General features: G+C 46.2%; 19 protein-coding genes. 10 read left to right on the top strand and 9 right to left on the bottom strand.

What is annotated here, in order from left to right; genetic code table 11:
* Positions 1 to 68: 68 nt before the first annotated feature.
* Positions 69 to 761 carry a (d)CMP kinase gene (cmk, locus tag HGO26_RS18535; protein WP_168827070.1) on the bottom strand — a complete coding sequence of 231 codons (693 nt, stop codon included), beginning with the start codon at positions 759 to 761 and terminating at the stop codon, positions 69 to 71.
* A gap of 186 nt (positions 762 to 947) precedes the next feature.
* Positions 948 to 2,228, bottom strand: coding sequence for a 3-phosphoshikimate 1-carboxyvinyltransferase (gene aroA / locus HGO26_RS18530; protein ID WP_168827069.1), 1,281 nt, complete (start codon positions 2,226 to 2,228; stop codon positions 948 to 950).
* 435 nt (positions 2,229 to 2,663) lie between these two features.
* Between aroA and HGO26_RS18525 the strand changes: the two genes are divergently transcribed.
* The 3 genes from HGO26_RS18525 to HGO26_RS18515 all read left to right on the top strand — a co-directional run bounded on the left by HGO26_RS18525 (position 2,664) and on the right by HGO26_RS18515 (position 6,657).
* Positions 2,664 to 3,854, top strand: a complete 1,191-nt coding sequence (locus HGO26_RS18525; RefSeq protein ID WP_168827068.1) for an amino acid aminotransferase — start codon at positions 2,664 to 2,666, stop codon at positions 3,852 to 3,854.
* Positions 3,855 to 4,229: 375 nt separating this feature from the next.
* Complete coding sequence (locus HGO26_RS18520; RefSeq protein ID WP_168827067.1) at positions 4,230 to 5,789, top strand: YjjI family glycine radical enzyme; 1,560 nt, start codon at positions 4,230 to 4,232, stop codon at positions 5,787 to 5,789.
* A complete protein-coding gene (locus HGO26_RS18515) occupies positions 5,761 to 6,657 on the top strand; it encodes a YjjW family glycine radical enzyme activase (RefSeq protein ID WP_168827066.1) in 897 nt (298 codons plus the stop codon). Before HGO26_RS18520 ends, HGO26_RS18515 begins: the two co-directional genes overlap by 29 nt.
* On the opposite strand, the gene HGO26_RS18510 is transcribed toward HGO26_RS18515, so the two are convergent.
* The 3 genes from HGO26_RS18510 to gyrA all read right to left on the bottom strand — a co-directional run bounded on the left by HGO26_RS18510 (position 6,654) and on the right by gyrA (position 11,895).
* Positions 6,654 to 7,574, bottom strand: a complete 921-nt coding sequence (locus HGO26_RS18510) for a LysR family transcriptional regulator (RefSeq protein ID WP_168827065.1) — start codon at positions 7,572 to 7,574, stop codon at positions 6,654 to 6,656. The two genes, HGO26_RS18515 and HGO26_RS18510, sit on opposite strands and share 4 nt — an antisense overlap.
* Before the next feature lie 343 nt (positions 7,575 to 7,917).
* Positions 7,918 to 9,009: a 3-phosphoserine/phosphohydroxythreonine transaminase gene (gene serC, locus HGO26_RS18505; RefSeq protein ID WP_168827064.1), complete on the bottom strand. Its 1,092-nt coding sequence runs from the start codon at positions 9,007 to 9,009 to the stop codon at positions 7,918 to 7,920.
* Positions 9,010 to 9,144: 135 nt separating this feature from the next.
* The gene (gene gyrA / locus HGO26_RS18500; protein WP_168827061.1) at positions 9,145 to 11,895 is read right to left on the bottom strand and encodes a DNA gyrase subunit A; all 2,751 of its coding nucleotides are present in this window, start codon (positions 11,893 to 11,895) and stop codon (positions 9,145 to 9,147) included.
* Between the two features lie 385 nt (positions 11,896 to 12,280).
* On the opposite strand from gyrA, the gene ubiG reads away from it, so the two are divergent.
* From ubiG to yfaE, 5 genes are all read left to right on the top strand, one after another.
* The gene (ubiG, locus tag HGO26_RS18495; protein WP_028759866.1) at positions 12,281 to 12,991 is read left to right on the top strand and encodes a bifunctional 2-polyprenyl-6-hydroxyphenol methylase/3-demethylubiquinol 3-O-methyltransferase UbiG; all 711 of its coding nucleotides are present in this window, start codon (positions 12,281 to 12,283) and stop codon (positions 12,989 to 12,991) included.
* A gap of 1 nt (position 12,992) precedes the next feature.
* Complete coding sequence (locus HGO26_RS18490) at positions 12,993 to 13,664, top strand: HAD family hydrolase (RefSeq protein ID WP_168827059.1); 672 nt, start codon at positions 12,993 to 12,995, stop codon at positions 13,662 to 13,664.
* 503 nt (positions 13,665 to 14,167) lie between these two features.
* A complete protein-coding gene (gene nrdA / locus HGO26_RS18485) occupies positions 14,168 to 16,456 on the top strand; it encodes a class 1a ribonucleoside-diphosphate reductase subunit alpha (protein WP_105252559.1) in 2,289 nt (762 codons plus the stop codon).
* A 74-nt stretch (positions 16,457 to 16,530) separates the two neighbouring features.
* Positions 16,531 to 17,661 (top strand): class Ia ribonucleoside-diphosphate reductase subunit beta, encoded by a 1,131-nt coding sequence (gene nrdB, locus HGO26_RS18480; protein ID WP_168827057.1) that lies wholly within the window; start codon positions 16,531 to 16,533, stop codon positions 17,659 to 17,661.
* A gap of 38 nt (positions 17,662 to 17,699) precedes the next feature.
* Positions 17,700 to 18,125 (top strand): class I ribonucleotide reductase maintenance protein YfaE, encoded by a 426-nt coding sequence (gene yfaE, locus HGO26_RS18475; protein WP_168827147.1) that lies wholly within the window; start codon positions 17,700 to 17,702, stop codon positions 18,123 to 18,125.
* Positions 18,126 to 18,395: 270 nt separating this feature from the next.
* On the opposite strand, the gene HGO26_RS18470 is transcribed toward yfaE, so the two are convergent.
* Positions 18,396 to 20,414, bottom strand: coding sequence for an NADPH-dependent 2,4-dienoyl-CoA reductase (locus tag HGO26_RS18470; RefSeq protein WP_168827055.1), 2,019 nt, complete (start codon positions 20,412 to 20,414; stop codon positions 18,396 to 18,398).
* A 165-nt stretch (positions 20,415 to 20,579) separates the two neighbouring features.
* On the opposite strand from HGO26_RS18470, the gene sppA reads away from it, so the two are divergent.
* Complete coding sequence (gene sppA, locus HGO26_RS18465; protein ID WP_168827053.1) at positions 20,580 to 22,427, top strand: signal peptide peptidase SppA; 1,848 nt, start codon at positions 20,580 to 20,582, stop codon at positions 22,425 to 22,427.
* A gap of 137 nt (positions 22,428 to 22,564) precedes the next feature.
* Positions 22,565 to 23,578, top strand: coding sequence for an asparaginase (ansA, locus tag HGO26_RS18460; protein ID WP_168827051.1), 1,014 nt, complete (start codon positions 22,565 to 22,567; stop codon positions 23,576 to 23,578).
* Between the two features lie 303 nt (positions 23,579 to 23,881).
* On the opposite strand, the gene HGO26_RS18455 is transcribed toward ansA, so the two are convergent.
* The 3 genes from HGO26_RS18455 to HGO26_RS18445 are packed head-to-tail and all read right to left on the bottom strand — an operon-like array spanning position 23,882 to position 25,617.
* On the bottom strand, positions 23,882 to 24,163 hold the full coding sequence (locus HGO26_RS18455; protein ID WP_028759859.1) for a YeaC family protein: 282 nt from the start codon (positions 24,161 to 24,163) through the stop codon (positions 23,882 to 23,884).
* The gene (locus HGO26_RS18450; RefSeq protein ID WP_028759858.1) at positions 24,160 to 24,477 is read right to left on the bottom strand and encodes a hypothetical protein; all 318 of its coding nucleotides are present in this window, start codon (positions 24,475 to 24,477) and stop codon (positions 24,160 to 24,162) included. Before HGO26_RS18450 ends, HGO26_RS18455 begins: the two co-directional genes overlap by 4 nt.
* A gap of 12 nt (positions 24,478 to 24,489) precedes the next feature.
* Positions 24,490 to 25,617, bottom strand: coding sequence for a M14 family metallopeptidase (locus tag HGO26_RS18445; RefSeq protein ID WP_105252564.1), 1,128 nt, complete (start codon positions 25,615 to 25,617; stop codon positions 24,490 to 24,492).
* Positions 25,618 to 25,734 lie beyond the last annotated feature (117 nt).

Here is a 25,734-nt window from a genome sequence, read left to right as displayed (position 1 = left end):
TCCTAGACGTGGAGTCAGTCAAATTATCCGTATCATCCTTAATACGAATACCTATCCGGTGGGCTAACTTAGTTAGTGCCGGATAATTTTTGGTTGATAAAGTTAAGCGCAAGCGCTAGCACTTCATCAATACCCTTACCGCTAGTATCGATAATGAGCGCGTCCTCGGCGGGGACTAAAGGAGCCACCGGACGATTCATATCGCGGTCATCACGTTCGATAATTTCACTTAAAAGGCGCTCGATATTAACATCGAAGCCCTTGTCCTGCAACTGATTATAGCGTCTTTGGGCACGCTCTTCAGCTGAGGCGGTTAAATATAATTTTGCCGGCGCACTTGGGAAAACCACTGTTCCCATGTCACGACCATCGGCAATTAATCCTGGCGCCGTTTTAAAGGCCCGTTGGCGACGTAATAAGGCTTCTCTCACCCGTGGAAAGGCAGCGACTTTTGAAGCGGCATTCGAGCACTCTTGGGTGCGAATGTCGTTGGTGACGTCTTCACCTTCCAATATCACTTGAACCGGATCTTTATCATTGCCTGTTAGAAACTTCACATCCAGATGTGCCGCTAACAACGTGATAGACTCTTCATTTTCCAGTTCAACGTTATGATGAATTGCTGCAAGCGCAAGAACTCGGTAAATGGCACCACTATCAAGTAGTTGCCAACCTAGATGCTGAGCCAATAATTGACTAATTGTACCTTTGCCAGCACCACTTGGGCCGTCGATTGTGACTACAGGAGCCCGTTCAGACATACATTCCTCCGCAAAAAATAACCATCATCCGTGAGTTCATCAAGTGAGCCCCCGAAAATGAGCGCGCAGCATTGTACAACAAAAGACAAACAAAATCCGTGGATTTTTTATGAAGATTAGCAGCCGCACAAATACGGCTTGCTATTCTTGGCATCGATGGTTGTCACAATGACGAAACAAACAGACTTAGCCTTGCAGGCTCGCAAACTGCTTAAAGTAGTCAGGGAATGTTTTAGAAGTACAATCTGGATCATTGATGGTGATACCGCAATCGGCAAATGCCAGCATAGAAAAGCACATGGCCATGCGGTGATCATTGTAGGTATCAATTTCAGCGGTCTTAATCACGGCAGGCGGAGTGATTTTAATGTAGTCATTCCCCTCTTCAACCTCGGCGCCCACTTTTCGCAGTTCAGTTGCCATAGCCGCTAACCGGTCGGTTTCTTTAATACGCCAGTTATAGATATTGCGAATAACCGTCGTGCCTTTAGCAAATAAGGCTGCGGTTGCAATGGTCATGGCCGCATCGGGAATGTGGTTCATGTCTAAGTCGACGGCCGTTAATTGGGAGCCACGTGCAATAATATAGTCATCGCCCCACTCGATATCTGCTCCCATTTTTTCGAGCACATCGGCAAATTTTACATCGCCTTGAATACTCAAACGGCCCACACCTGTGACTTTGACTTCGCCGCCCTTAATCGCCCCTGCCGCGAGGAAATACGATGCCGATGACGCATCGCCTTCTACCAGTACTTTACCCGGTGATATATAACGCTGGCCTGCAACAATCTCAAAACGCGCGTAGTCATGGTTAATGACGTTAACGCCGAACTGCGCCATCAAGGCGATAGTGATATCGATATAAGGCTTAGAGACTAACTCACCTTTGACATGGATATTGACGCTGCCCTTAGCAAGCGGCGCCACCATCAACAAAGCCGTTAAAAACTGGCTCGATAAATCGCCTGCAATTTCAACATCACCGCCATTAAGGCCAGTGGCATTAATCGTCAATGGCGGGAAACCGTCATTTTTAAGATAAACAATATTGGCACCGAGTTGCCTTAAGGCATCGACTAAATCGCCAATCGGACGCTCTTCCATACGTGGTTCGCCCGTGAGGGTAAATTCACCTTGGCCTAAGGTTAAGGCGGCGCATAAGGGGCGCATTGCGGTACCCGCATTGCCTAAAAACAATTCCTGCGCGGATGCTGAGGAAATCACACCACCTAAACCATCGAGTTCACACACAGTATTGTTTTGCGATAAACGGTTGTTCACCCCTAACTGCTTGAGGGAGGCCAACATGTGGCGGATATCATCTGAGTCGAGCAGATTGGTGAGCGTGGTCGTACCTTGGGCTAAGGTGGCCAATAATAAGGCTCGATTTGAAATACTTTTTGAGCCCGGAATATTGATTTCACCGCGGACTTGCACAACAGGTTCAAGACGTAATTGCTTCATGAATAAATCTTCTTTCTCTATAGGGCGTCATCATCACGATCACGCGGACTGAATACGCAAAATGGCAACTTCACGCTATAGCGCGTCAAGTTAAGATTACAAATAAGAGGAGATTGGGGCCTTGTTGGTGCTTCGTCGTTATAAAATTACCGATTGTCGCTAAGGATTCAACCGTTTTTTCGAGAAAAATGGCATTTTGGTCAGATTATTTGCTGAGATCAGTGTAAAAATAACAAAAACGCAAAATTTAAGCGGTTAATTTATGATTTAACCGTATTTTGGGCAGGCTTTTTTGCCAAGATAACTGGCGTGTAATCACAGTTTTCACTTTAATTACTTTACCTTTCCGCGCTATTCTACCCTTTAAACGATAAATAACGCATATCTGATACGAACAATCACGTTTGCACTATAACCAGAAAGGTAGATGGAGCTATGTTTAACTCACTCATCGCAATGCCAGCGGACCCCATCCTTGGCTTGTTAACTCAGTACCGCGAAGACTCTCACCCACAAAAAGTGGATTTAGGTGTGGGCGTTTATAAAGATCCTACCGGCGTTACCCCTATTCTAAGCTGCGTGAAAAAAGCGGAAAAATTCCGTCTCGATACCGAAACCACCAAAGTGTATATCGGCCCAACAGGCTCACCACAATTCAACACCTTGATGACGGAATTAGCCTTTGGTGTTGGCCACAGTGCCATTATCGCTAACCGTATCCGCACCGTTTCAACACCCGGTGGTACAGGCGCGCTGCGCGTGGCGGGTGACTTTATCAAACGCTGCAACCCGAATGCCGTGTTATGGGTAAGCGATCCAACTTGGGCAAACCATATCGGTTTATTCGAAGCGGCTGGCATTACTGTTAAAACCTATCCTTACTATGACTACGATAGCAAATCATTGAAATTTGATGAGATGCTTGCTGCATTATCGCAAGTAAGTACTGATGATGTGGTGTTATTCCACGCCTGTTGCCATAACCCAAGCGGAATGGATTTAACCACAGAGCAATGGGATAAAGTGGTTGCCCTTACAAAAGAGCAAGGCTTTACGCCACTGATTGACATGGCCTACCAAGGCTTTGGTGATGGCGTTGATATTGATGCCTACGGCGTGCGTCATATGGCGGCAGCGGTCGATAATATGATCCTGTGCAGCTCATGCTCGAAAAACTTCGGTTTGTACCGTGAGCGTATTGGTTCCTGCTCTGTGATTGCCAAAGATGCCAATACCGCCATTATCGCGCAATCGGTACTGCTTTATGTGGTTCGCTGCCTTTACTCTATGCCACCTGCCCATGGCGCGGCGATTGTTGAGACGATTTTAGGATCAAAAGAATTAACCCAAGAATGGCTTGATGAGCTGAAAGTAATGCGCGATCGCATCAACGGCAACCGCGCCATTTTAGTGGACAAACTTAAAGCCAACGGCGTAAACCGTGACTTTAGCTTTATCGCCCGCCAAAAAGGTATGTTCTCTTTCCTTGGGGTGGCTCCAGAGCAAGTGGCGCGCCTACAAAAAGAATTCAGCATCTATATGGTAGGTTCAAGCCGCATCAGTATTGCTGGGATCAGTGAAGATAACGTCGATTACTTAGCCCAATCAATTGCTAAAGTGCTCTAAGCGCCGCTGAGTTTATCTGCACCGCTCACTCTGCTGTATTCCCGCAATAAAGGAATACAGCAGAGTTCATTTACCGCCTCAAGTGTTAAATTTTTCAATCATCCCACCCGATCAGTTTTGGCAGTTCATTAACCTCAGTTTCATATCCACAATATGACAAGCAAGGCCACGTCTCACTGTTCAAGCATTTATTTTTAATCGTAAAACCACATTCTAGTGATTTTGACATCGCGGCTTTATCGCAATAAGCCACAAATTGTGACCTCGGTCGGCGGATTTCCATTTCATTAATCAGGACTGCGGCTATTTTCACTTTTTAAAGCCAACGCCACTGAGTAGATTAGTGGTCATCATAGAACTTGTGGATGTTCAGCCATGTTATTACAAGATAAATTAGTGCAAATCGTCACCAACCCGCTGCTTTCACCCAAGCAAAAATCCAACTATTTAGCATTAGAAGCGGAAGCCAGTTTGCCCTATATGTCGATATCGCCCGAGGTAAAAGCGGCGATGAATGACGGTATTATTTGCGACATGTTTGAAGGCCATGCGCCGTTTAAACCACGCTATGTGTTGCCAGATTATGCCCGCTACCTTCAACAAGGCTCTGAATACTTAGAGTTATCTGCGGCAAAAAACTTGGACGAAGCCATCAATGCCTTAACGATTCTGTATCATCACGTGCCATCGGTGACCAATATCCCCGTGTATTTAGGTCAGCTGGATGACATTTTGATGCCTTTCGTTGAAGGAATGGATGCGGAAGTCCTTTATCGTAAATTAAAACTGTTCTGGATCATGCTCGACCGAACCCTGCCCGATGCCTTTATGCATGTGAATATTGGCCCTACAGATAACATCGTTTGCCGCACCCTACTGCGCATTGATGCCGAGTTAAAACAAGTTGCCCCCAATTTGACCTTTATGTACAACCCCGCCGTCACGCCAGATGAATTGTTGTTACTTGCGACCACCAATATTTGTCAGTGCAGTAAGCCACATATCGCGAATTACCCTCTGCATGCCAGTGCGTTTGATGAGCGCGGTTTTGGTATTGTCAGTTGCTACAACGCGTTGCCGTTAGCGGGCGGCGCCAATACCTTAGTTCGACTTAATCTTAAAGAAGTTGCGTTAAAGGCCAATTCTATAAACGATTTTTTTGATACTGTATTGCCAAATTACTGCTCACTCACCTTCGAGCTCATTGAAGCGCGCTCGGCATTTTTGCATCAAGAATCACACTTCTTTGACAGCTTTTTAGTTAAAGAGCAATTGATTGATGAATCGCGCTTTGCACCCATGTTTGGTATTTACGGCATGGCAGAAGCCGTGAATATTCTGCGGACATTCACTGCAACTGATGCAACGAAGTTATCTCAACGAGATCAACACACTGGCTATGGTCATCAGGCAGATGCAAATCAACTTGGCTACCGTATTTCTGCCACGCTCGATGCCATAGTGAAATCCACACCCGTAGCACATGGTTACCATGGGCGGGCACTACTGCATTCACAGGGCGGTATTAGTATCGACAACGATGTGACTCCTGGTGTTCGCATTCCCTATGGCACTGAACCGAATCCCATCGCCCATATTCAAGCCCTAGCGCAACATCATCAGTATTATACGGCGGGGATTAGCGATATTTTGACCATAGATGAAACCGTGAAATCCAATCCTCAAGCCATGTTCCAACTGTGTAAAGCCGCGCTTGAGTTAGGTTTTAGGGAGTTTACCGCCAATGTCGCCTCTAACGATTTAATGCGCGTGACTGGCTATATGGTAAAACGCTCAGATATTGAAGCGTTTAAACAGTGCGGCTCGCGTCTCAATACCACAGGCTTAGCCGCAGAAGCTTCGGTTAATACGGGAATATTGCAACGACAAGCACGAGTTATCGCCCATGAACACTCCCCTTGTGTCTTTAAATAGACACGCTATTGTCAGTCAGCTATTGCCCTTTTCATGCGTCGACGGGCCTGGCAGCAGGCTCGTATTATTCCTGCAGGGCTGCAACTATCAATGCAAAAACTGCCATAACCCACATACCATAGGTTTATGCGATGCCTGTGGCGATTGTGTCGCCACCTGCCCTGACAATGCGCTGACATTAATAAACCTCAATGATAAGCCTCGCATTCACTGGGATAGTGAGCGTTGTAGCCAATGCGATACTTGTATTGCCGTATGCCCGAAACAAGCGAGCCCTAAGGTCAGTCGTTACACAGTCGAGGAGATACTGACGATTCTCCATAGTCAGCGTCACTTTATTAATGGTATTACCGTGAGCGGCGGCGAAGCGAGTCTGCAACTGCCATTTATTCTTGCGTTGTTTAAAGGAATTAAGGCGACAGAGTCGTTATCACACTTAACTTGCATGCTCGACACCAATGGCAGTTTAAGTCTAACGGGATGGCATAAACTGCTGCCCTTTTTAGATGGCGCTATGGTGGATCTCAAAGCGTGGCAGCAAGATACCCATAGATACATTACTGGTCGTGATAACCATGCAGTGTTCAAATCAATCCAGTTATTGGCTAAACAGCAAAAACTGTATGAGGTGAGATTGCTGCACATTCCGAGCATCACGGATTACGAGGACGAAATAGAAGCGCTAGCGACCTATTTACTTCTGCTAGGCCTAGATACGCGAGTTAAGTTAAATGCCTTTCACCATCATGGTGTTGTCGATGACGCACTCAATTGGCCAAGCTGTAAACAAGCCGATATTGAACGCTTAGCCGCAATGCTTGCAAAGCGAGGCGTAACCAATCTCGTGTTACCTTCCATATACCTTTAACGACTGCAAAGCAAAATTTGCTCATAAAGCCAGCGCAGTGCGGGATCTTTCATGCTTTGACTATGCCAAACTAGGCTGTAAGCCACTTTGCCATATTCTATGGGTAAAGATTTAATCGTTAAGCCTTGAGCTTGGCTGGCGATGGATGCCCAGCGGCGTGAGCAGGTAAAGAGCAACTCACTGTGATGGCACATTAACGCCGCACTGCCAAAGTCTGGGACCGAAATGGGGACGGCCCGTTTTTTAGATTGTTGGGCGAGCAAAATATCAAAAAAAGGCGTGCTCAGATCTGTGTCTGTAATGCCAATATGGCTAAAACTCAGGTAATCATCGAAGCTGATATGCGGCTGTTTAGCCAAGGGATGGGATGAATTCATCAGGCAGATCATTTCATCGCTAAACAAGGTTTCCCATACCAGATCGTCTTGAAGAGGATTAGGTTGACTCAGATCGTGGGGTAACAGCACAAAGTCTAATGTACCTTTAAGCAATCCATCAAAACCAATATTGTCTTTGCTGTAAATATCGAGGCGGATATTAGGAGCCAAGCTCAGAATATGGGCGCTGAGCTTAGCGGCCAGCAGTTCAAAGGTACTTTCGCGCATCGCAAGCGAAAAACGCCCCTCAAAATGAGCAGGGTTAAACGCATCCTGACTCATGATCTGATTCATATCATTGATCATTTGCTGCACGCTTGGGCCTAATCGTCTTGCCAATGGGGTTGCGACCAGTGAGTTACCATTACGATAGAACAGTTCATCGTTCAAACTGTCCCTGAGCTGGCTTAAGGTTTTACTGACGGATGAGGGGCTTAAACATAAACGTTCGGCGCTGGCGGTTACGCTCAAGGTATCGAGCATCACATGCAAAGTGATCAAATGCTTCATACTAATCCGCGAAAGCTTGGCCAAATCCATCGGTGACATCCTATTGATTTATCGTGTACACGCATTTAAAGATACGTTCTTTTAATCATGATAAACAATAGCATACAACTAACCCAGCATCTTACTCAGTAATGCGCGTCAGCTCACAGGCTTTCTCACAGCGAGTGTTCTTGAAGGCATCTGGTCTCAACGTCATCTTGCTTAACGCCATTGTCGATAAATTAAAGCTAACAAAAAAGCGAATGCATTTGAGCATTCGCTTTTGGGATGGCTAACTGATGATCAACATTCAATAAGCATAACGTTGATATTCAGGCAGAAAAGCCTAGACGCTAAGCGTCGCAAGCTAATGAGTGACTCAATACAGCTAAGCCTAGCTATGCTTGTTTGCAAACTCATTCATAAACTTGACCAAAGCAACTACACCATCGAGTGGCATTGCATTATAGAGGCTAGCACGCATACCACCTACGATACGATGGCCCTTTAAGGCTACGAGTCCAGCTATTTGGGCTTGCTTTAGGAACTCACTATCGAGCGCTTCGTTGACTAATTGGAAAGTCACGTTCATTTGTGAGCGGTTCGCTGCAACAACCCCATTACGGTAGAAAGCATTACCATCAATGCATTGATATAACATCTGCGCTTTTTGTTGATTAATTTTTGCAATACTCGCAATGCCGCCAATGGACTTAAGCCAAGCAAAGACTTCAGCGGCGAGATACCAAGCAAAGGTTGGCGGTGTGTTGAACATAGAGTCATGCTCAACGGCTAAACGATAGTCCATGATGGACGACTGCGGTAAACTCGGCAGTTTTAACATGTCATCGCGCACTATCACTATCGACAGACCCGATGGACCTATGTTCTTTTGTGCGCCAGCGTAAATCAAACCGTAGCGGCTGACGTCGATTTCACGTGACATAATGGTTGACGATAAATCGGCAACAATTGGCCAAGGTGAGTCTAATTCATCAAAAATTTCGATACCATCTACTGTCTCATTAGGGCAATAGTGAACATAGCGATAATCGGCATCGATTTTATGTAAATCAGGTAAGACAACCGCATTGAGTCCATTGTGTTTTTCAACAATATTCAGACTATCAATCTGTGCTTCACCCGCCAGTTTCTGCGCTTCTGCTAACGCGGCTGATGACCATTGGCCACTGACTAAATACAGGGCTCTGCCATGATTACCTAAAAAATTATTCACAACAGCGGAGAACTGTCCACGACCACCGCCGTGCATAAATAGCACATGGTAATTTGTGGGGATCTGCATCAATTCACGTAAATCGGACTCGGCTTGTTGTGTAAGCGCGATGAACTCTTTACTTCGGTGGCTGATTTCCATCACGGAAACGCCTTGGCCATTCCAATCAAGTAATTCCTGTTGTGCTTTTTTCATTACCGCTGCGGGTAACATTGCAGGTCCAGCACAGAAATTATAAATCGCGCTCACTGACACTCTCCTTAATCCCAACCATGATGTAGGTATTGATAAATACGAAACCATTCTAAAACGAACAATGCTATCAACATCAATGCCATTAAAAAAACGAGCGTCCAATTGGACGCTCGTTAATATGACACTTAATTACTCTTCGTCTTGCTCATCATCAGCAAGTTCGTCTTCATCTTCGTCCAACTCTTCTTCGTCATCCAGCGCTTCTTCAAGCGCCTCGTCGGCTAATTCGCCTTCGATAATGACAGGAACAATCGGTAAACCGTTTTCATCCAGCTCGACTTCATCTTCTTCAGTTTGGATTTCGTCGATACGTTGTAGGCCGACCACTTTCTCGTCGCCCGCAGTACGGATAATCGTTACACCTTGAGTGTTACGGCCAATGATAGACACGCCGCTCGCAGGTGTACGCACTAAGGTACCTTTATCACTGATGAGCATCAGTTCGTCGTTAAGACCGACTTGAACAGCCCCAACAACAGCGCCGTTACGTTCGCTCACCTTGATTGAAACCACACCTTTAGTCGCACGGCTCTTCGCAGGATATTCAGACAGTTGCGTCCGTTTACCGTAACCGTTTTCAGTCACAGTCAGAATCGCGCCATCGCCTTTGGGTACGATAAGCGACACGACTTTTTGACCTTCTTCTAAACGAATACCACGAACGCCTGTTGCAGTACGGCCCATAGGGCGTAAGGACAAGACTTCTTCACCGGTTTCAGGATCGGTTTTCACTTCGCCTGTTTCAGAATCACGAACTTTCTCACCAAAGCGAACCACTTTACCTTCGTTCGAGAACAACATGATTTCGTCATCACCGTTAGTGATATCGACACCGATCAGTTGGTCACCGTCTTTGAGGTTAACGGCGATAATGCCGTTTGCACGTGGGTTGCTATAAGCAGTTAGTGCGGTTTTCTTCACAGTACCGTGTGAGGTGGCCATGATGATGTACTTGTCAGCCGCGTATTCACGTACTGGCAGAATCGCAGTAATGCGCTCGCCATCGGATAACGGCAGCAAGTTAACAATTGGACGACCACGGGCCGTACGGCTCGCTAATGGCAATTGATACACTTTGAGCCAGTACATCTTACCAAAGTCAGAGAAGCACAAAATGGTGTCATGGGTATTGGCAACTAACAGTTTCTCGACGAAATCTTCATCTTTCACTTTCGTCGCGGCTTTACCTTTACCACCACGGCGCTGGGCTTGGTAATCGGTCAACGGTTGATACTTGGCATAACCTAAGTGCGACAGTGTTACCACAACGTCTTCTTCGTTGATCAAGTCTTCAAGACTCATATCGACTTCGTTGGCATTGATCACTGTACGGCGCGCATCACCATATTCTTCAAGGATTTGAACTAATTCTTCCTTGATCACTTCCATCAAACGCTCAGGACTGCGCAGAATAAACAGCAGACCCGCGATAAATTCGAGCAGTTCTTCGTATTCGGCGATGATCTTATCGTGCTCAAGACCGGTCAAACGGTGTAAACGCAGTTCCAGAATGGCCTGAGCTTGTTGCTCAGTCAGGAAGTATTGACCGTCACGAATACCGTATTGTGGCTCTAACCACTCTGGACGCGCGGCGTCATCGCCCGCTTTTTCCAGCATGCCTTGAACGTGGCCTAACTCCCAACCTTGCTCAACCAATTTCACTTTGGCATCCGCAGGCGTTGGTGAGGCTTTGATCAGTGCAATAATCGGGTCAATGTTAGCCAGTGCAACCGCCAGCGCTTCCAAAATATGGGCACGCTCACGGGCTTTACGCAGTTCAAATACGGTACGACGCGTCACCACTTCACGGCGATGCAGAATAAAGCATTCGAGCATTTCTTTAAGATTAAACAGTTTAGGCTGACCATTGGTCAGGGCCACCATGTTAATCCCGAAAGAACACTGCATTTGCGTTTGAGCATAAAGGTTATTTAGTACAACCTCGCCCACTTCACCGCGCTTAATTTCGATAACGATACGCATACCGTCTTTATCAGACTCGTCGCGTAGACCACTGATCCCTTCAAGCTTTTTATCTTTAACCAGCTCGGCAATCTTCTCGATTAAACGGGCTTTGTTCACTTGATACGGGATTTCAGTGACGATAATGCGCTCACGGCCATTATCTTCGGTTTCCACTTCAGCCAGAGCACGCATGATCGCGCGGCCACGGCCAGTTTTATAGGCATCAATAATGCCTTTACGGCCATTGATAATCGCTGCAGTGGGGAAATCCGGACCAGGAATGTATTCCATCAACTGTTCAATCGACAGTGAGGGTTCTTCAATCAGTGCCAAACAGCCTTTCACCACTTCTGTTAAGTTGTGGGGTGGGATGTTGGTTGCCATACCCACTGCAATACCCGATGAACCGTTAATTAACAGGTTAGGTACGCGTGTAGGTAATACTGCTGGGATCTGTTCTGTGCCGTCGTAGTTAGGGACGAAATCCACTGTCTCTTTTTCAAGATCGGCCAGTAATTGGTGCGCTAACTTATCCATACGGATTTCGGTATAACGCATTGCCGCCGCTGAGTCACCGTCGACCGAACCGAAGTTACCTTGGCCGTCTACTAAGGTGTAACGCAGTGAGAATGGCTGGGCCATACGGACGATAGTGTCATAAACAGCAGAATCACCATGGGGGTGATATTTACCGATGACGTCACCAACCACACGGGCAGATTTTTTGTAAGGCTTGTTCCAATCGTTCTTCAATTCACTCATGGCAAACAGAACGCGGCGATGAACCGGCTTTAAGCCGTCGCGCACGTCTGGTAATGCACGTCCCACGATAACGCTCATGGCGTAATCAAGGTACGAATTCTTTAGTTCGTCTTCGATATTAATTGGCGAAATAGATGATGCCAGATCAGTCATAAACTGCTCGTTCCCCTGAAAAATAGCCGACAACGTATAATCCGTATCATTGCCTAGCCCAAAAACGTGATTTGGCATTCTAACACAGTTATTTAATGTCGCCAGACCTATCATTATCGAATTGAGAGTATGGAGGCTTAATAGATGAAAACACTGTCAATTTGGTCGTTTGTGCGATAAACAAGCGTTGAAATTCACGGCTTACGATGAGGAAAAATCGTCAAAGGGATAAAGTAAAAGGTCGATACGGAGCACAACAATTAACATAAAAGCAGATAACTGCTGGAAATTCACTCAACCACAAGGGCTTAGCTCAGTCGAGCACTTTGTTTATCAAACATAGTCGTTATAATAGCCGCACAATACAGCTTCTTCAGGTAATAGCATGCATCAAAATACCAATGTAGACCCACAGGAAATCGCAAAGTTTGAACGTATGGCCGAAACTTGGTGGGATCTCAACGGCGAATTTAAGCCGCTGCATCTATTAAACCCGCTGCGCTTAAACTATATCGATCAAACCGCTGGCGGTATTTTCGGCAAGAAAGTGCTCGATGTCGGCTGTGGTGGCGGCATATTGTCTGAAAGCATGGCCCGCATCGGCGCCGAGGTTGATGGCTTAGATATGGGTGATGAGCCCTTAGAAGTCGCCCGCCTGCATGCCCTCGAAACAGGCGTGAGCATTAATTATGTAAAAAATACTGCCGAGGCCCACAGCCAAGATCATCAAGCCTATTACGATGTGGTGACCTGCATGGAAATGCTCGAACATGTACCCGATCCACAATCTGTGATTAAAGCATGCTGTGACATGGTCAAACCCGGTGGTCATGTGTTTTTCTCCACCATCAACCGCAACATTAAATCCTACGTGCACACCATTTTAGGTGCGGAATATTTGCTAAAAATGCTGCCAGTTGGCACCCACGAGCATAAAAAATTCATTAAGCCTTCGGAGCTGATTGAGCTAGTAGATAATACCGATCTTATCTGTACCGATGCCTTAGGGGTAAGCTACAACCCATTGACGGGCATTTTTAAGTACACGCCTAAGGTTGATGTGAATTACATGATAGCGACGCGTAAGGTTGATTAATATGAGTCTGGCACAGATCAAAGGCGTGCTGTTCGATCTCGACGGCACCTTAGCCGATACCGCGCCGGATCTGGTGCAAGCCCTCAATTTAAGTCTTCAAGACGTCGGCATCGCCGCGCAGCCGTTAGCGGCCATGCGCTACGCCGCATCCCACGGCAGTTTTGCCTTAGTCGATGCCGCGATCCCCAATGCAGCGGATGATCTTCGTACTCAAGTACAGCAAGGGCTGCTCGCCCACTATCAGCGCATTAATGGCGATCATTGTGCGCTATTTACAGGCATAGCGGTATTACTCGATTGGCTCGAGTTAACTCAGCTGCCGTTTGGGGTCATCACCAACAAGCCTGCGCGCTTTACCCGTCCCTTATTGCGAAAACTGAATTTACACTTGCGTATGCCCGTTATCATCAGTGGCGATTCTACAAAACACGCTAAACCCCACACTGCACCAATGCTGTTAGGCGCACAACAACTGAACTGTGCTCCAGAGCACATTTTGTATCTTGGGGATGCCGAGCGAGATTTGCTCGCGGCCAAGGCTGCTGGCATGTTAGGCGGCGTGGCCCTATGGGGTTATCTGGGCGTGAACGACAAGCCGTTGCAATGGCCTGCGCACGCGCATTTTGCAAGCCCAACTGAGCTACATCAAGCACTAATCGAAGCATTGGCTTAACAACATCAACCAAAAACAGCGCCTACAATGCTCACGAATAAGGCATCCAATACATAATTTCACTGACGGAAATCAGTGTGTCAGCATACTATTTATGACCCACGGAAAAAGTCAGGCGCATAAAAGATCGGCACTCGTGAGCAATCGCGATCTAAAGAAAAAGATCGCCTAAAAATCCCCCATGAGTGTGACACGCTAACCTGAAATTGAGCTTCAAGGTTAGTCGTTACTAACGCAAAAGTTTATCCTCATGTTATCCACAAGATGTCCCCTGAATTCAGACTTGCAAATAGGGGCAAACCTCACTATCTTGTATCCCATATAATTTAAAACACCATATCTTGTGTATAGGTAACAATCAGACACACTAGAAGCTCGCCGCTTAATTGACTCGTTTGTAACCAGTCAGCTGTATTTAAGGGACGATTGTTGATTGTTTTACAAGGATACGTACGGTGATTTTGCTCACCTAAATACATATAAGAACCAAGGCCTATCTCCAAATGAATAGCACTATGACAGTCACAAAACGCTGTGGCGATCGTGAGAATATCGATCTCGAAAAAATACACCGCGTAATTACTTGGGCAGCCAAGGGATTAAAAAACGTTTCTGTTTCGGAAGTTGAACTTCGCTCGCACCTACAGTTTTTCGATGGCATCCCAACCGAAGCTATCCATGAAACCATTATCAAGGCTGCGGCGGATTTAATTTCTCCAGAATCACCGGACTATCAGTTCCTCGCTGCCCGTTTAGCGGTGTTTCATTTGCGTAAGAAGGCCTTCGGTCAGTTTGAGCCGCCCGCATTGTATGCTCACGTGACTAAGTTGGTTGAGCTAGGTAAATACGATCAACACATTTTAAGAGATTACACTCGCGAAGAGCTGGATGTGATGGATACCTATATCGACCATTGGCGCGATATGGACTTCTCTTACGCAGCGGTAAAACAGCTTGAAGGCAAATATTTAGTTCAAAACCGTGTGACCCACGAAATCTATGAGAGCGCGCAGTTCCTTTACATTTTGGTCGCGGCTTGCTTGTTTGCCCGTTATCCAAAAGAGACGCGCCTGAAATACGTTAAAGATTTCTATGACGCGGTATCAACTTTTAAACTGTCGCTGCCAACGCCAATTATGGCCGGTGTGCGCACCCCAACGCGTCAGTTTAGCTCTTGCGTACTGATCGAATGTGGTGACAGCTTAGATTCCATCAACGCGACCGCTTCGTCTATCGTGAAATACGTCAGCCAACGTGCGGGTATCGGTATTAACGCCGGTCGTATTCGCGCCTTAGGTAGCCCAATCCGTGGTGGTGAAGCCTTCCACACAGGTTGTTTACCTTTCTATAAGTATTTCCAAACCGCAGTGAAGTCGTGTTCTCAAGGCGGCGTGCGTGGCGGTGCTGCGACCCTGTTCTACCCTATTTGGCACTTAGAAGTCGAATCTCTGCTGGTATTAAAAAATAACCGCGGCGTCGAAGACAACCGTATCCGTCATCTAGACTACGGTGTGCAGCTGAACAAAGTGATGTATCAACGTCTGATCAAAGGCGAAAACATTAGTTTATTTAGCCCATCTGACGTACCTGGCTTGTACGATGCTTTCTTTGAAGATCAAAACGAATTCGAACGTTTATATCTGCAATATGAGCAAGACAGCAGCATTCGTAAGAAAACGATAAAAGCAGTTGAGCTGTTTTCACTGATGATGCAAGAGCGTGCCTCAACGGGCCGAATCTACATTCAGAACGTGGATCACTGCAACACTCACAGCCCGTTCGATTCAAAAGTCGCGCCGATCAGACAGTCTAACCTGTGTCTTGAAATCGCTCTGCCGACTAAACCATTGAACAACATCGATGATCCAGAAGGTGAAATCGCGCTTTGTACGCTGTCAGCACTTAACTTAGGTTCTATCAAAGAATTATCTGATATTGAGCCATTAGCCGACCTCGCCGTACGCGCACTGGATAATCTATTGGATTATCAAGATTACCCTATCAAGGCCGCGCAAATCGCCTCGATGAATCGCCGTACTTTAGGCATAGGCGTGATCAACTTCGCTAACTATTTAGCGAAAAATGGCATGAAGTATTCTGATGGTAGTGCGAACGCTTTAACCCACAGAACCTTCGAAGCGATTCAGTACTATTTACTGAAAGCCTCAATGAACTTAGCCAAAGAGCAAGGTGCGTGTCCGTTATTCCACGAGACCACTTACTCTCAAGGTATTTTGCCAATCGATACCTACAAACGTGACCTAGATAAAATTTGTGCTGAACCATTGCACTTAGACTGGGAATCACTGCGTAGCGATATCAAGCAATATGGCCTGCGTAACTCGACGCTGTCGGCATTAATGCCATCAGAAACCTCGTCGCAAATCTCCAATGCGACCAATGGTATTGAGCCACCACGTGGACTTATCAGCGTGAAATCGAGCAAAGACGGTCAGCTAAAACAAGTGGTACCCGATTTCGATACACTGAAAGATAGCTATGAATTGCTGTGGAAAATGCCAAGCAACGACGGTTACTTACAGCTAGTGGGTATTATGCAGAAATTCGTTGACCAAGCGATTTCGGCTAACACTAACTACGATCCTTCACGTTTTGAAGGCCGTAAAGTACCCATGCAAACCCTGCTGAAAGATTTGCTCAATGCTTACAAGTTAGGTGTTAAAACGCTTTACTACCATAACACTCGCGATGGTGCGTCGGATTCACACGATGACATCACCAATTTAGAGAAAGAAGATGACGGTTGCGCCGGTGGCGCATGTAAAATCTAGTCTTTAACTTTAACGTTAACGGTTTTATAGGGATCCCTATTTAGTGGATCCCTATCCATTGGAAAAATAGCACCATGGCCTACTCTACCTTCTGTCAAACACCCAACGATGCCACCCGTGAACCTATGTTTTTAGGTCAATCGGTCAACGTGGCTCGTTACGATCAACAAAAATATGAAGTGTTCGAAAAACTGATAGAAAAGCAGTTATCTTTCTTTTGGCGCCCGGAAGAAGTAGACGTCAGTCGTGATAAGATTGACTACGGTGCATTGCCTGATCATGAAAAACACATCTTTATTTCGAATCTGAAATACCAAACCCTACTCGACTCGATTCAAGGTCGCTCGCCCAATGTGGCCTTTTTGCCGCTGGTGTCACTGCCTGAATTAGAAACCTGGATTGAGACTTGGTCTTTCTCTGAGACGATTCACTCGCGCTCATACACCCACATCATTCGTAATATCGTTAACGATCCTTCAGTGATCTTCGACGATATCGTTGTGAACAAAGAAATCTTAAGCCGTGCGACCGATATCGCCGCTTATTACGATCACTTGATCCAACTGACTCAGATATTCCATTTACTCGGTGTAGGAACCCATGTTATCGATGGCAAAGAAGTCATAGTCAATACCCGCACCCTGAAAAAAGCCTTGTACCTGTGCATGATGTCAGTCAACGCCCTAGAAGCGATTCGTTTCTATGTTAGCTTTGCGTGCTCATTTGCCTTTGCTGAACGTAAGCTCATGGAAGGTAACGCGAAAATCATTCGCTTAATCGCCCGTGATGAAGCCTTACACTTAAACAGCACTCAGCATATTTTAAGCATAATGCAAGGCGGTAAAGACGATCCAGAAATGGGTGAAATTGCTGCAGAATGCCAACAGGAAGCTTTCGATTTATTCTTCAAAGCCGCAGAGCAAGAAAAAGAATGGGCCAAATACCTGTTCAAAGACGGCTCTATGATAGGTTTGAATGAACAGATCCTGTGCCAATACGTTGAGTTTATTACTAATCAACGCATGAAGTCGGTGAATCTACCGCAACCATACCCAGAAATAACCAATCCATTACCTTGGATGAAAAACTGGTTAGAAAGCGATGCAGTGCAAGTTGCACCACAGGAAGTTGAAGTCTCTTCATACCTTGTCGGCCAAATCGACTCCGCGGTTGATGGTGATGAGTTCCTCGACTTCGATCTATAAGACACTTAAAAGTGACGTTACAAAATGGCATTAAAACAGTGACATCAAAAAAACGGCCACAAAATCTGTTTGCGAAGGCGCCAATCGTGCGCCTTCAAGGTCAACCTGTGTTGCTCTTTACCGAGCAACAAGGCACTTTGCTGCAAGCGCTCGAAGCCAAAAAAGTCAAAATCTTCTCAGAATGTCGCAACGGTTTCTGCGGTGCCTGCAAAACACGCGTCATCAGCGGAAAAGTCAGCTACTTAAACGAACCCTTAGCCGAACTCAAACATGATGAATGTTTGCCCTGCTGCTGTGTACCAACAGAAGATTTAGAGCTGGATCTATCACCTGAAGGTGCAACTGTGGTCACCTATACGTGTCAATCTCATCAGAATAAAGCCAGTTTGGCTAAGTCAAAGCAAACACAAAATGTAGCAAGTGACACACGCACGCAGAAACAGGCAGTGTTTGAAGACTCATAACGGTAAGACTCGATTGTTCAATAAGCTGCTTTAAACAAGATGTGGCGTTAAAAGCAAAAATCGCTTTAAAACAAACAGCCCCTTTCAATACAGCCTTATTCAATCCGCGCCATTAGATACCAAACGTTTTAAAACCCACTATTTTCCCTTCTCTCTATTTTCAATGCATTCACACAAAAAAACTAAAACAAAAAAGCCTGAACACAGGTTCAGGCTTTCAGGATCTAACATTGAATACTTAAGGTTTAAAACGTAAGGCTTATCGACTTTCTATAAACGCATTGCCAGTTCAGCGCCTTGGCGGATTGCACGCTTAGCATCAAGCTCTGCCGCGACATCTACGCCACCAATCAGATGCACAGGCAGGCCCGTCGCTTTCATCTCATCCACTAACGTGCGATTCGATTCTTGCCCAGCACACAAGACGACGTTATCGACGGCCAGCACTTCAGCGGTTTCACCCACACGAATATGCAGTCCTGCATCATCAAACTTATCGTAACTCACGCCCGTTTTCATCTTCACATCATGTTGCTTAAGCACAAGACGGTGGATCCAGCCGGTAGTTTTACCTAAGCCCTTGCCCATCTTCGACGTTTTACGTTGCAGTAAAAACACCTTACGATGATCAGTATTGTCGGAATGAGGTTCAGTTAGGCCGCCCGCATGCTGGTAAGTTTTATCTATGCCCCACTGTTGCAGCCATTTATCGGGGTTCAAGGTGCTCGACTGGCGCTCACACAAAAAGTGCGCCATATCGAACCCTATACCGCCGCCGCCAATCAAGGCCACCGTATTACCGACAGTCACTTCACCCGAGAGCACTTTTTGATAATCGACCACCCGTGGGTCGTCAAAACCAGGTAAGACTAAATCACGCGGCACAACGCCTGAGGCGATTACCACTTCATCAAACTTTTCCGTCGCCAACACACTGGCATCGAGGCGAGTGTTTAATCTCAGCTCCACCTTATGCAGCTTAATTTGGTTAATGAAATAACGAATAGTCTCGTTAAACTCTTCTTTCCCAGGGATTTTACGGGCGAGATTAAACTGACCACCCACCTCAGATTTCGCTTCAAACAAAACAACGTGATGGCCTCGCATAGCGGCATAGACAGAAAACGCCATGCCCGCAGGACCTGCACCCATCACCGCAATACGCTTTTTATTGGCTGTGGGTAAGAAGTTGATTTCAGTCTCATAACAGGCGCGAGGATTCACTAAGCAAGTTGCGCGCTTGAGGGAAAAAGTATGATCAAGACAAGCTTGGTTACAGCCAATGCAGGTATTGATAAGCTCCGGCGTGTTCGCCGCAGCCTTATTCACAAACTCAGGATCAGCAAGGAAAGGCCGCGCCATCGACACCATGTCAGCTTGACCAGAGGCGATAATCTGCTCACCAATCTCCGGGGTGTTAATGCGGTTAGTCGCAATTAAGGGAACGGAAACAGATTGTTTGAGCTTTTCAGTCACCCATGCAAAGGCGCCGCGGGGCACGCTTGTCGCAATGGTCGGTACACGCGCTTCATGCCAACCAATGCCCGTATTTAGAATGGACACGCCAGCTTGCTCTAACCACTGGGCTAGTTGCACCACTTCATCCCAAGTCGAACCGTTATCCACCAGATCGAGCATAGATAAACGGAAGATAATGATGAAATCTTTACCGACTTTTGCCCGTATCGCGTTAACAATCTCAATTGGGAATTGCGCCCGCTTTTCAAACGCACCGCCCCATTCATCGGTGCGGGTGTTGGTGCGCGCACTGACAAACTGATTGATCAAATATCCTTCAGATCCCATCACCTCAACACCATCGTAACCCGCTTTCTTGGCAAGGGCGGCGGAGCTGGCGTAATCCTTAATGGTCGAGCGCACTTGGCGACTAGACATAGCAGACGGCGTAAAAGGTGTAATGGGTGATTTAATCTTACTTGGTGCTTGGGAAAAAGGATGATAACCGTAGCGACCCGCATGCAAAATTTGCATACAGATCTTACCGCCAGCCTCATGCACCGCCCGCGTTACCACGCGATGCTTACCCACTTGCCAAGGAAAACTCAGCTGACAGGCATGGGGCGTAAGGCGACCACGAAGATTGGGGGAAATACCGCCCGTCACAATCAAACCTACACCGCCCAGAGCGCGTTCTTTATAAAACGCTGCCAGTTTCTCAAATCCGCCCTTTTCTTCTTCCAAACCTGTGTGCATTGAGCCCATAAGTACACGGTTTTTGAGCTGGGTAAATCCCAGATCTAAGGGTTCTAATAAATGGGGAAACGACATTCAAACATCCTTTTAAAACAAGTGATTTAAATCAGCATACCTTGTGTCAAATCTAAGCTCAACCGTTGGATCGAGGCCATCAGTCAAAATCCTTTACAATTGTGTTTAGCCTGTAGCGCCATTTTCAGTTAGCATTGGCAGATTGGACTTATAAAGGAGTGGCAGATGTCCGCTAACCCATCGTTTTTCAAGAGAATATGTTTGTTTATTTGGCACACCCTGAACGGGACGCGTAAACTCATCCTCAATCTAATCTTTTTTGGACTCTTAGCCGCGATCATTATCTCCATTGGCAGTAGCGAAGATATCCAAGTTGAAGATAATTCGGCACTGGTGCTTAATTTAGCCGGCTCTATTGTCGATCAGAAACAACAAGTCGATCCCTTAGAAGCCGCATTCAAACAAGGCCAAAATGCCAACGCCGATGGTGAAATCCTACTCGCTGATGTGCTTTATGTCATTGACAATGCAGCACAAGATCAACGTATTAGCGTACTAGTGCTCGATCTGGTCGATCTTAAACGTGCAGGGATCAGCAAACTACAATCTATCGGTAATGCACTCAATCGCTTTAAAGAGAGTGGTAAAAAAGTCATCGCCATCGGCAACTACTACGAGCAAAATCAATATTTCCTCGCCAGTTTTGCCGACACCATTTACCTCAATCCCCAAGGCGGTGTCTCGCTTGATGGCCTGAGTATGTACAACCAATATTTCAAATCGGCCTTAGAGAAACTCAAAGTCAAAGCGCATATTTTCCGCGTGGGGACCTTTAAATCTGCAGTTGAACCCTACATACGTGACGATATGTCAGATGCTGCGCGGGAAGCCAGTAGTGCACTGTTAGCCGATGTATGGCAAAGCTACACACAAACGGTTGCTGGCAATCGCAATATCGAACCGAATTCTCTGGTGCCCGACGCAACCACTTATTTGGCAGAGCTCGATAAAGCCAATGGCGATTCAGCCACAATGGCAATTAACATGAAATGGGTTGATAACCTAGCGACCACAGAAGATTTTCGTAAAACCATGCTAGAAACCGTAGGAAAAGCCAGCAGTGGTGACAGTTTCAAGCAAGTCAGTTTTTATGATTACTTAACCTTAGTGACACCATTACCCAGCTTTGTAGAGCAAGACAGTGTTGGTATTATTGTGGCAAGTGGCACAATTTTGAACGGCACTCAACCTGCGGGCCAAATTGGCGGCGAAAGCACCGCCGAACTGCTACGTAAGGCACGTTTTGATAAACACATTAAAGCCTTAGTATTACGCGTTGATAGCCCTGGCGGTAGCGCCTTTGCCTCTGAGCAGATTCGTCAAGAATTACTGGCACTTAAAGCAGCGGGTAAACCCGTGGTTGTGAGTATGGGCAGTTTAGCTGCATCCGGTGGTTACTGGATTTCAGCCAGTGCCGACTATATCTTCGCAACGCCAACGACGCTCACGGGTTCGATTGGGATCTTTGGTATGATCACTACCTTTGAAGATTCATTGGCCAGTATAGGCGTGCATACCGATGGCGTATCGACCTCAGAATGGGCAGGATTATCTGTTACCCGCACACTTTCCCCCCAGATTGAAGCGATTATCCAACGTCATATTGAACGCGGCTATTCGGACTTTATCTCCCTGGTCGCTAAAGAACGTAAGATGACCATAGAACAAGTCGATAAGATTGCTCAGGGCCGTGTGTGGAGCGGTAAAAAAGCTCTTGAGCTTGGCTTAGTCGATGAACTGGGTGATATAGATGAAGCCATAGCTAAAGCCGCTAAACTCGCGGATATGACGCTATTTGACACCCGCGTCATCGAGCAAGAGCTGACACCCGAACAAAAATTCATGCAGCAGATGTTTGCCTCAGTATCGAGCTACCTGCCCGCCTCACTAAGTCAGTCATCGATGTTAGAGCAAATGCTACAACAGTGGACTAGCAGTTTGAAAACGTTAACCTCTTTTGATGATCCAAATAACGTCTACATCTACTGTGATAGTTGCAATATGATGAACTAAATCTGCCAGCGTCTAGGTTGCAGCTCGCAACTTCAAGATGATGACAAAGACAAAGCCCGGATCTCCGGGCTTTTTTATTGGGTTTATGTCAGTAAAATCGTATAATTCGGCCACTTGAAGCTAAGAAAACGACAAGAATGACTAAACGCTCCATTTATGTTGCCTATACTGGCGGCACCATCGGTATGCAAAAGACCGATAACGGCTTTGTCCCCGTCGCGGGATTCCTGACTCAGTGCGTGCAATCTATGCCTGAGTTTTACCATGAAGAAATGCCGACATTCGTCATCCACGAATACTGCCCGCTTATCGACTCTTCCAATATGGCACCAACCGATTGGCAGATGATCGCCGACGACATACAAGCTAATTACGATAAGTACGATGGCTTTGTGATCCTTCACGGCACAGATACCATGGCATACACAGCTTCGGCACTATCGTTTATGCTGCAAGGCTTGTCAAAACCTGTGATAGTGACGGGCTCGCAAATTCCTCTCGCCCAGTTGCGCTCAGACGGCCAAACTAATTTATTGAACTCACTCTACATTGCGGCGAATTATCCAGTCGCTGAAGTGTGTTTATTCTTCAATAACAAACTCTTTAGGGGTAATCGCTCGACTAAGGCCCACGCCGACGGCTTCGATGCTTTCGCCTCACCCAACTTCCCGCTACTGCTTGAGGCGGGGATCAAAATCAATCTGCGCGCAGGCAAGATCACCGTTGCTTACGATACCCCATTAGAAGTCGCTCATATCAGCCCACAACCTGTCGGTGTGGTGACCTTGTATCCTGGGATATCGACACAGATTTTTGAGAACATTCTGCAACAGCCAGTTAAAGCCCTCATACTGCTGACATTTGGTGTGGGTAACGCGCCGCAGGATGCCGCCTTACTCAAAACCTTAAGGCAAGCAGATGAACGTGGCATAGTGCTAGTGAATCTAACCCAGTGTTTCCAAGGGAAAGTGAATATGGGCGGCTATGCCACAGGTAATGCATTAGCCAAAGCAGGCGTGATCAGTGGCGCCGATATGACTATAGAAGCGGCCTTAGCAAAACTGCATTATTTGCTATCTAAAAATTTGCAACCAGCTGAGATAAAAGCGGCCATGTTACAAAATCTAGTCGGTGAACTGAGCATAGATTAAAGATAGTGTCTTCTAATCTATTTGTTGCCCTCAAACGCTAGCAACAAAAAAGCCCATATTTGATGGGCTTTTTTGATTTAAACTCAGACTAGATTTTAGCTCAGACTTAACAGCACTAAATGAGTGTTTATTTTAAGACTTTGCGGACCAAGATTTGCATTGAAGTTATTTGATATCAAATCAATATTAGCATTGATATCACTAACAAAAGATAAAATGCTAGCTCCCCTTGCCAACCTCAGACTTACGCCTAATTCCTAATAAAGCACACCTTGCAAGCCGATCTGCGCGGCCAGTCAGAAATTATAAATCCTGTGCTTTAAAGCCAGCAATTGGCTCACCGCGGAATTGCTTTTTCAGCTCGGCCTTAGACAGCTCATTAATTTTACCGTCAGATGCAATAGTGAAATGCTCTGTTTGCTCAAGCTTACGCGCTTGATACAACATCACCACCTGCAGAGTCGATTCACGCTGAGTCTCACTCAACACAGTGCCATCCTCCCACTTACCCAGCTCAGCAGCACTGCGAAGCCTTTCATAAACTTCAATGGGCATTTGATCGATCACTTGATTGATATCCGTCATACACTTTTCCGCTTATGTAACACGATTCTGACTCGTGTAATGAGATAACCTACAAAACCAAACACAAAGCATATTCCGGCGATATTCGCACGCATACCTTCGGCGGGTTCCCCACCCCAAAACCAAATCACCACACCAGCAATAAACAAGGTCATAGCAACGAAACTCTGATTCATTAAGCTGCTGGACTTTTGAATATGGCTAATGCGCGATAAGGACTCATTGTCGCCATCGGTTTTTGCTTGGCAATGGGGGCATGAAGGCGCTTTGCTCGACATACGTTTACGACACACCGGACATTCAATTAATGCCATATCAGCCTCGCCCTAACGTAACTTATCAACAACGGCGAGCATGGCAATTAGCGATGCTTCACCTAAATAAATACTGCGTTCTGGTGACCAACCCACAAAAGGATCGGCCAGATTGTTATTGTCTTTAAACGGCATCTCAAGGGTATTTGATAAACACTTGAAGGTCTGGGCAACCCAATTAGACGCTACGGTCAGATTCGCTTGACCGGGCTCATCTTTATCATACCCATACTGAGTTTGAAAATCGGCACTGGCTAAGGTCAATGCTTGACTAAAGTCCGCTTGCAGCTGCGCGAGTTTATCATTATAAGCGGGGACGCCTTCACAACCCGCTAGAAACACATAAGGTAAGCCTTCATCACCATGCACATCATAAAACAGGTCAACACCCGTTTGCTGCATCTTGTTGACGACGTGATATACCTCAGGGCTTTTTTCTAAACTCGGTGTTTGCCACTCGCGGTTAAGATTAATCCCAATCGCGTTAGTGCGCAGATGGCCTCTGACACTGCCATCGGGATTCATGTTGGGCACTATATAGAAATTGGCCTTATCAAGCAGCGCCTTTGCCGTGGGACAGTCATTATCGAGTAAACGATTCACTAGGCCTTCAACTAACCATTCAGCCATCGTTTCACCCGGATGTTGTCTGGCGGTGATCCAAATATTGCGTTTAGAAGGATCGCCATTCCCTACTTTCATCAGAGTAATATCGCGGCCATCTAAGGTCAGGCCTAAATGCTCTAAATTGACATCTGGGTGTAACTGGGCGCCGCTGAGTAAATCTAAATGACGCTCATAGCTGTAGGGTGCAAAGTAAGCGATTTGAATGGCATCGCAATCTAACTCTATGCTAATGCTCAGTTTACCGTCTTGATATTGAGTCGGAATACGGAACCAATGCTGGCGATCATAACTGGCCACCGCCTGATAATCTTCCCATCCCTTGGTATAAGAAGCGGTTCCCGCATTGATAATATTCAAGGTGTAATGGTTACCCACCTCACCTTCAAATCGAAAATTGAACCATTGATAAAACTCACCACCCGCATCAGGGCGGATAGCAAGTTGAATATCGTCTTTATTATCAAGATTGACGACTTGGATATTTCCGCCATCAAAGTTGGCACTGATCCGCATAATGATTCCTAATAGGTTGTTAAAACTAAGGGCAATTTAATGGCGTGCGACAGATAGCACACGGCACATTTTATTATATGGCCGATAGAATAAACCAAAACATCCCAAGGGGAAAAC

The sequence above is a fragment of the Shewanella oncorhynchi genome, assembly GCF_012584455.1.
GTDB classification, from domain to species: domain Bacteria; phylum Pseudomonadota; class Gammaproteobacteria; order Enterobacterales; family Shewanellaceae; genus Shewanella; species Shewanella oncorhynchi.
The sequence above is the reverse complement of the archived record's forward strand: the minus strand, read 5'-3'. Positions and strand labels throughout refer to the sequence as shown.

Bases quoted from the DNA above. Each gene is read 5' to 3' on its own strand.
- cmk (WP_168827070.1), bottom strand. From the start codon at position 761: ATGTCTGAACGGGCTCCTGTAGTCACAATCGACGGCCCAAGTGGTGCT.
- aroA (WP_168827069.1), bottom strand. From the start codon at position 2,228: ATGAAGCAATTACGTCTTGAACCTGTTGTGCAAGTCCGCGGTGAAATC.
- HGO26_RS18525 (WP_168827068.1), top strand. From the start codon at position 2,664: ATGTTTAACTCACTCATCGCAATGCCAGCGGACCCCATCCTTGGCTTG.
- HGO26_RS18520 (WP_168827067.1), top strand. From the start codon at position 4,230: ATGTTATTACAAGATAAATTAGTGCAAATCGTCACCAACCCGCTGCTT.
- HGO26_RS18515 (WP_168827066.1), top strand. From the start codon at position 5,761: ATGAACACTCCCCTTGTGTCTTTAAATAGACACGCTATTGTCAGTCAG.
- HGO26_RS18510 (WP_168827065.1), bottom strand. From the start codon at position 7,574: ATGGATTTGGCCAAGCTTTCGCGGATTAGTATGAAGCATTTGATCACT.
- gyrA (WP_168827061.1), bottom strand. From the start codon at position 11,895: ATGACTGATCTGGCATCATCTATTTCGCCAATTAATATCGAAGACGAA.
- ubiG (WP_028759866.1), top strand. From the start codon at position 12,281: ATGCATCAAAATACCAATGTAGACCCACAGGAAATCGCAAAGTTTGAA.
- HGO26_RS18490 (WP_168827059.1), top strand. From the start codon at position 12,993: ATGAGTCTGGCACAGATCAAAGGCGTGCTGTTCGATCTCGACGGCACC.
- nrdA (WP_105252559.1), top strand. From the start codon at position 14,168: ATGAATAGCACTATGACAGTCACAAAACGCTGTGGCGATCGTGAGAAT.
- nrdB (WP_168827057.1), top strand. From the start codon at position 16,531: ATGGCCTACTCTACCTTCTGTCAAACACCCAACGATGCCACCCGTGAA.
- HGO26_RS18470 (WP_168827055.1), bottom strand. From the start codon at position 20,414: ATGTCGTTTCCCCATTTATTAGAACCCTTAGATCTGGGATTTACCCAG.
- sppA (WP_168827053.1), top strand. From the start codon at position 20,580: ATGTCCGCTAACCCATCGTTTTTCAAGAGAATATGTTTGTTTATTTGG.
- ansA (WP_168827051.1), top strand. From the start codon at position 22,565: ATGACTAAACGCTCCATTTATGTTGCCTATACTGGCGGCACCATCGGT.
- HGO26_RS18455 (WP_028759859.1), bottom strand. From the start codon at position 24,163: ATGACGGATATCAATCAAGTGATCGATCAAATGCCCATTGAAGTTTAT.
- HGO26_RS18450 (WP_028759858.1), bottom strand. From the start codon at position 24,477: ATGGCATTAATTGAATGTCCGGTGTGTCGTAAACGTATGTCGAGCAAA.
- HGO26_RS18445 (WP_105252564.1), bottom strand. From the start codon at position 25,617: ATGCGGATCAGTGCCAACTTTGATGGCGGAAATATCCAAGTCGTCAAT.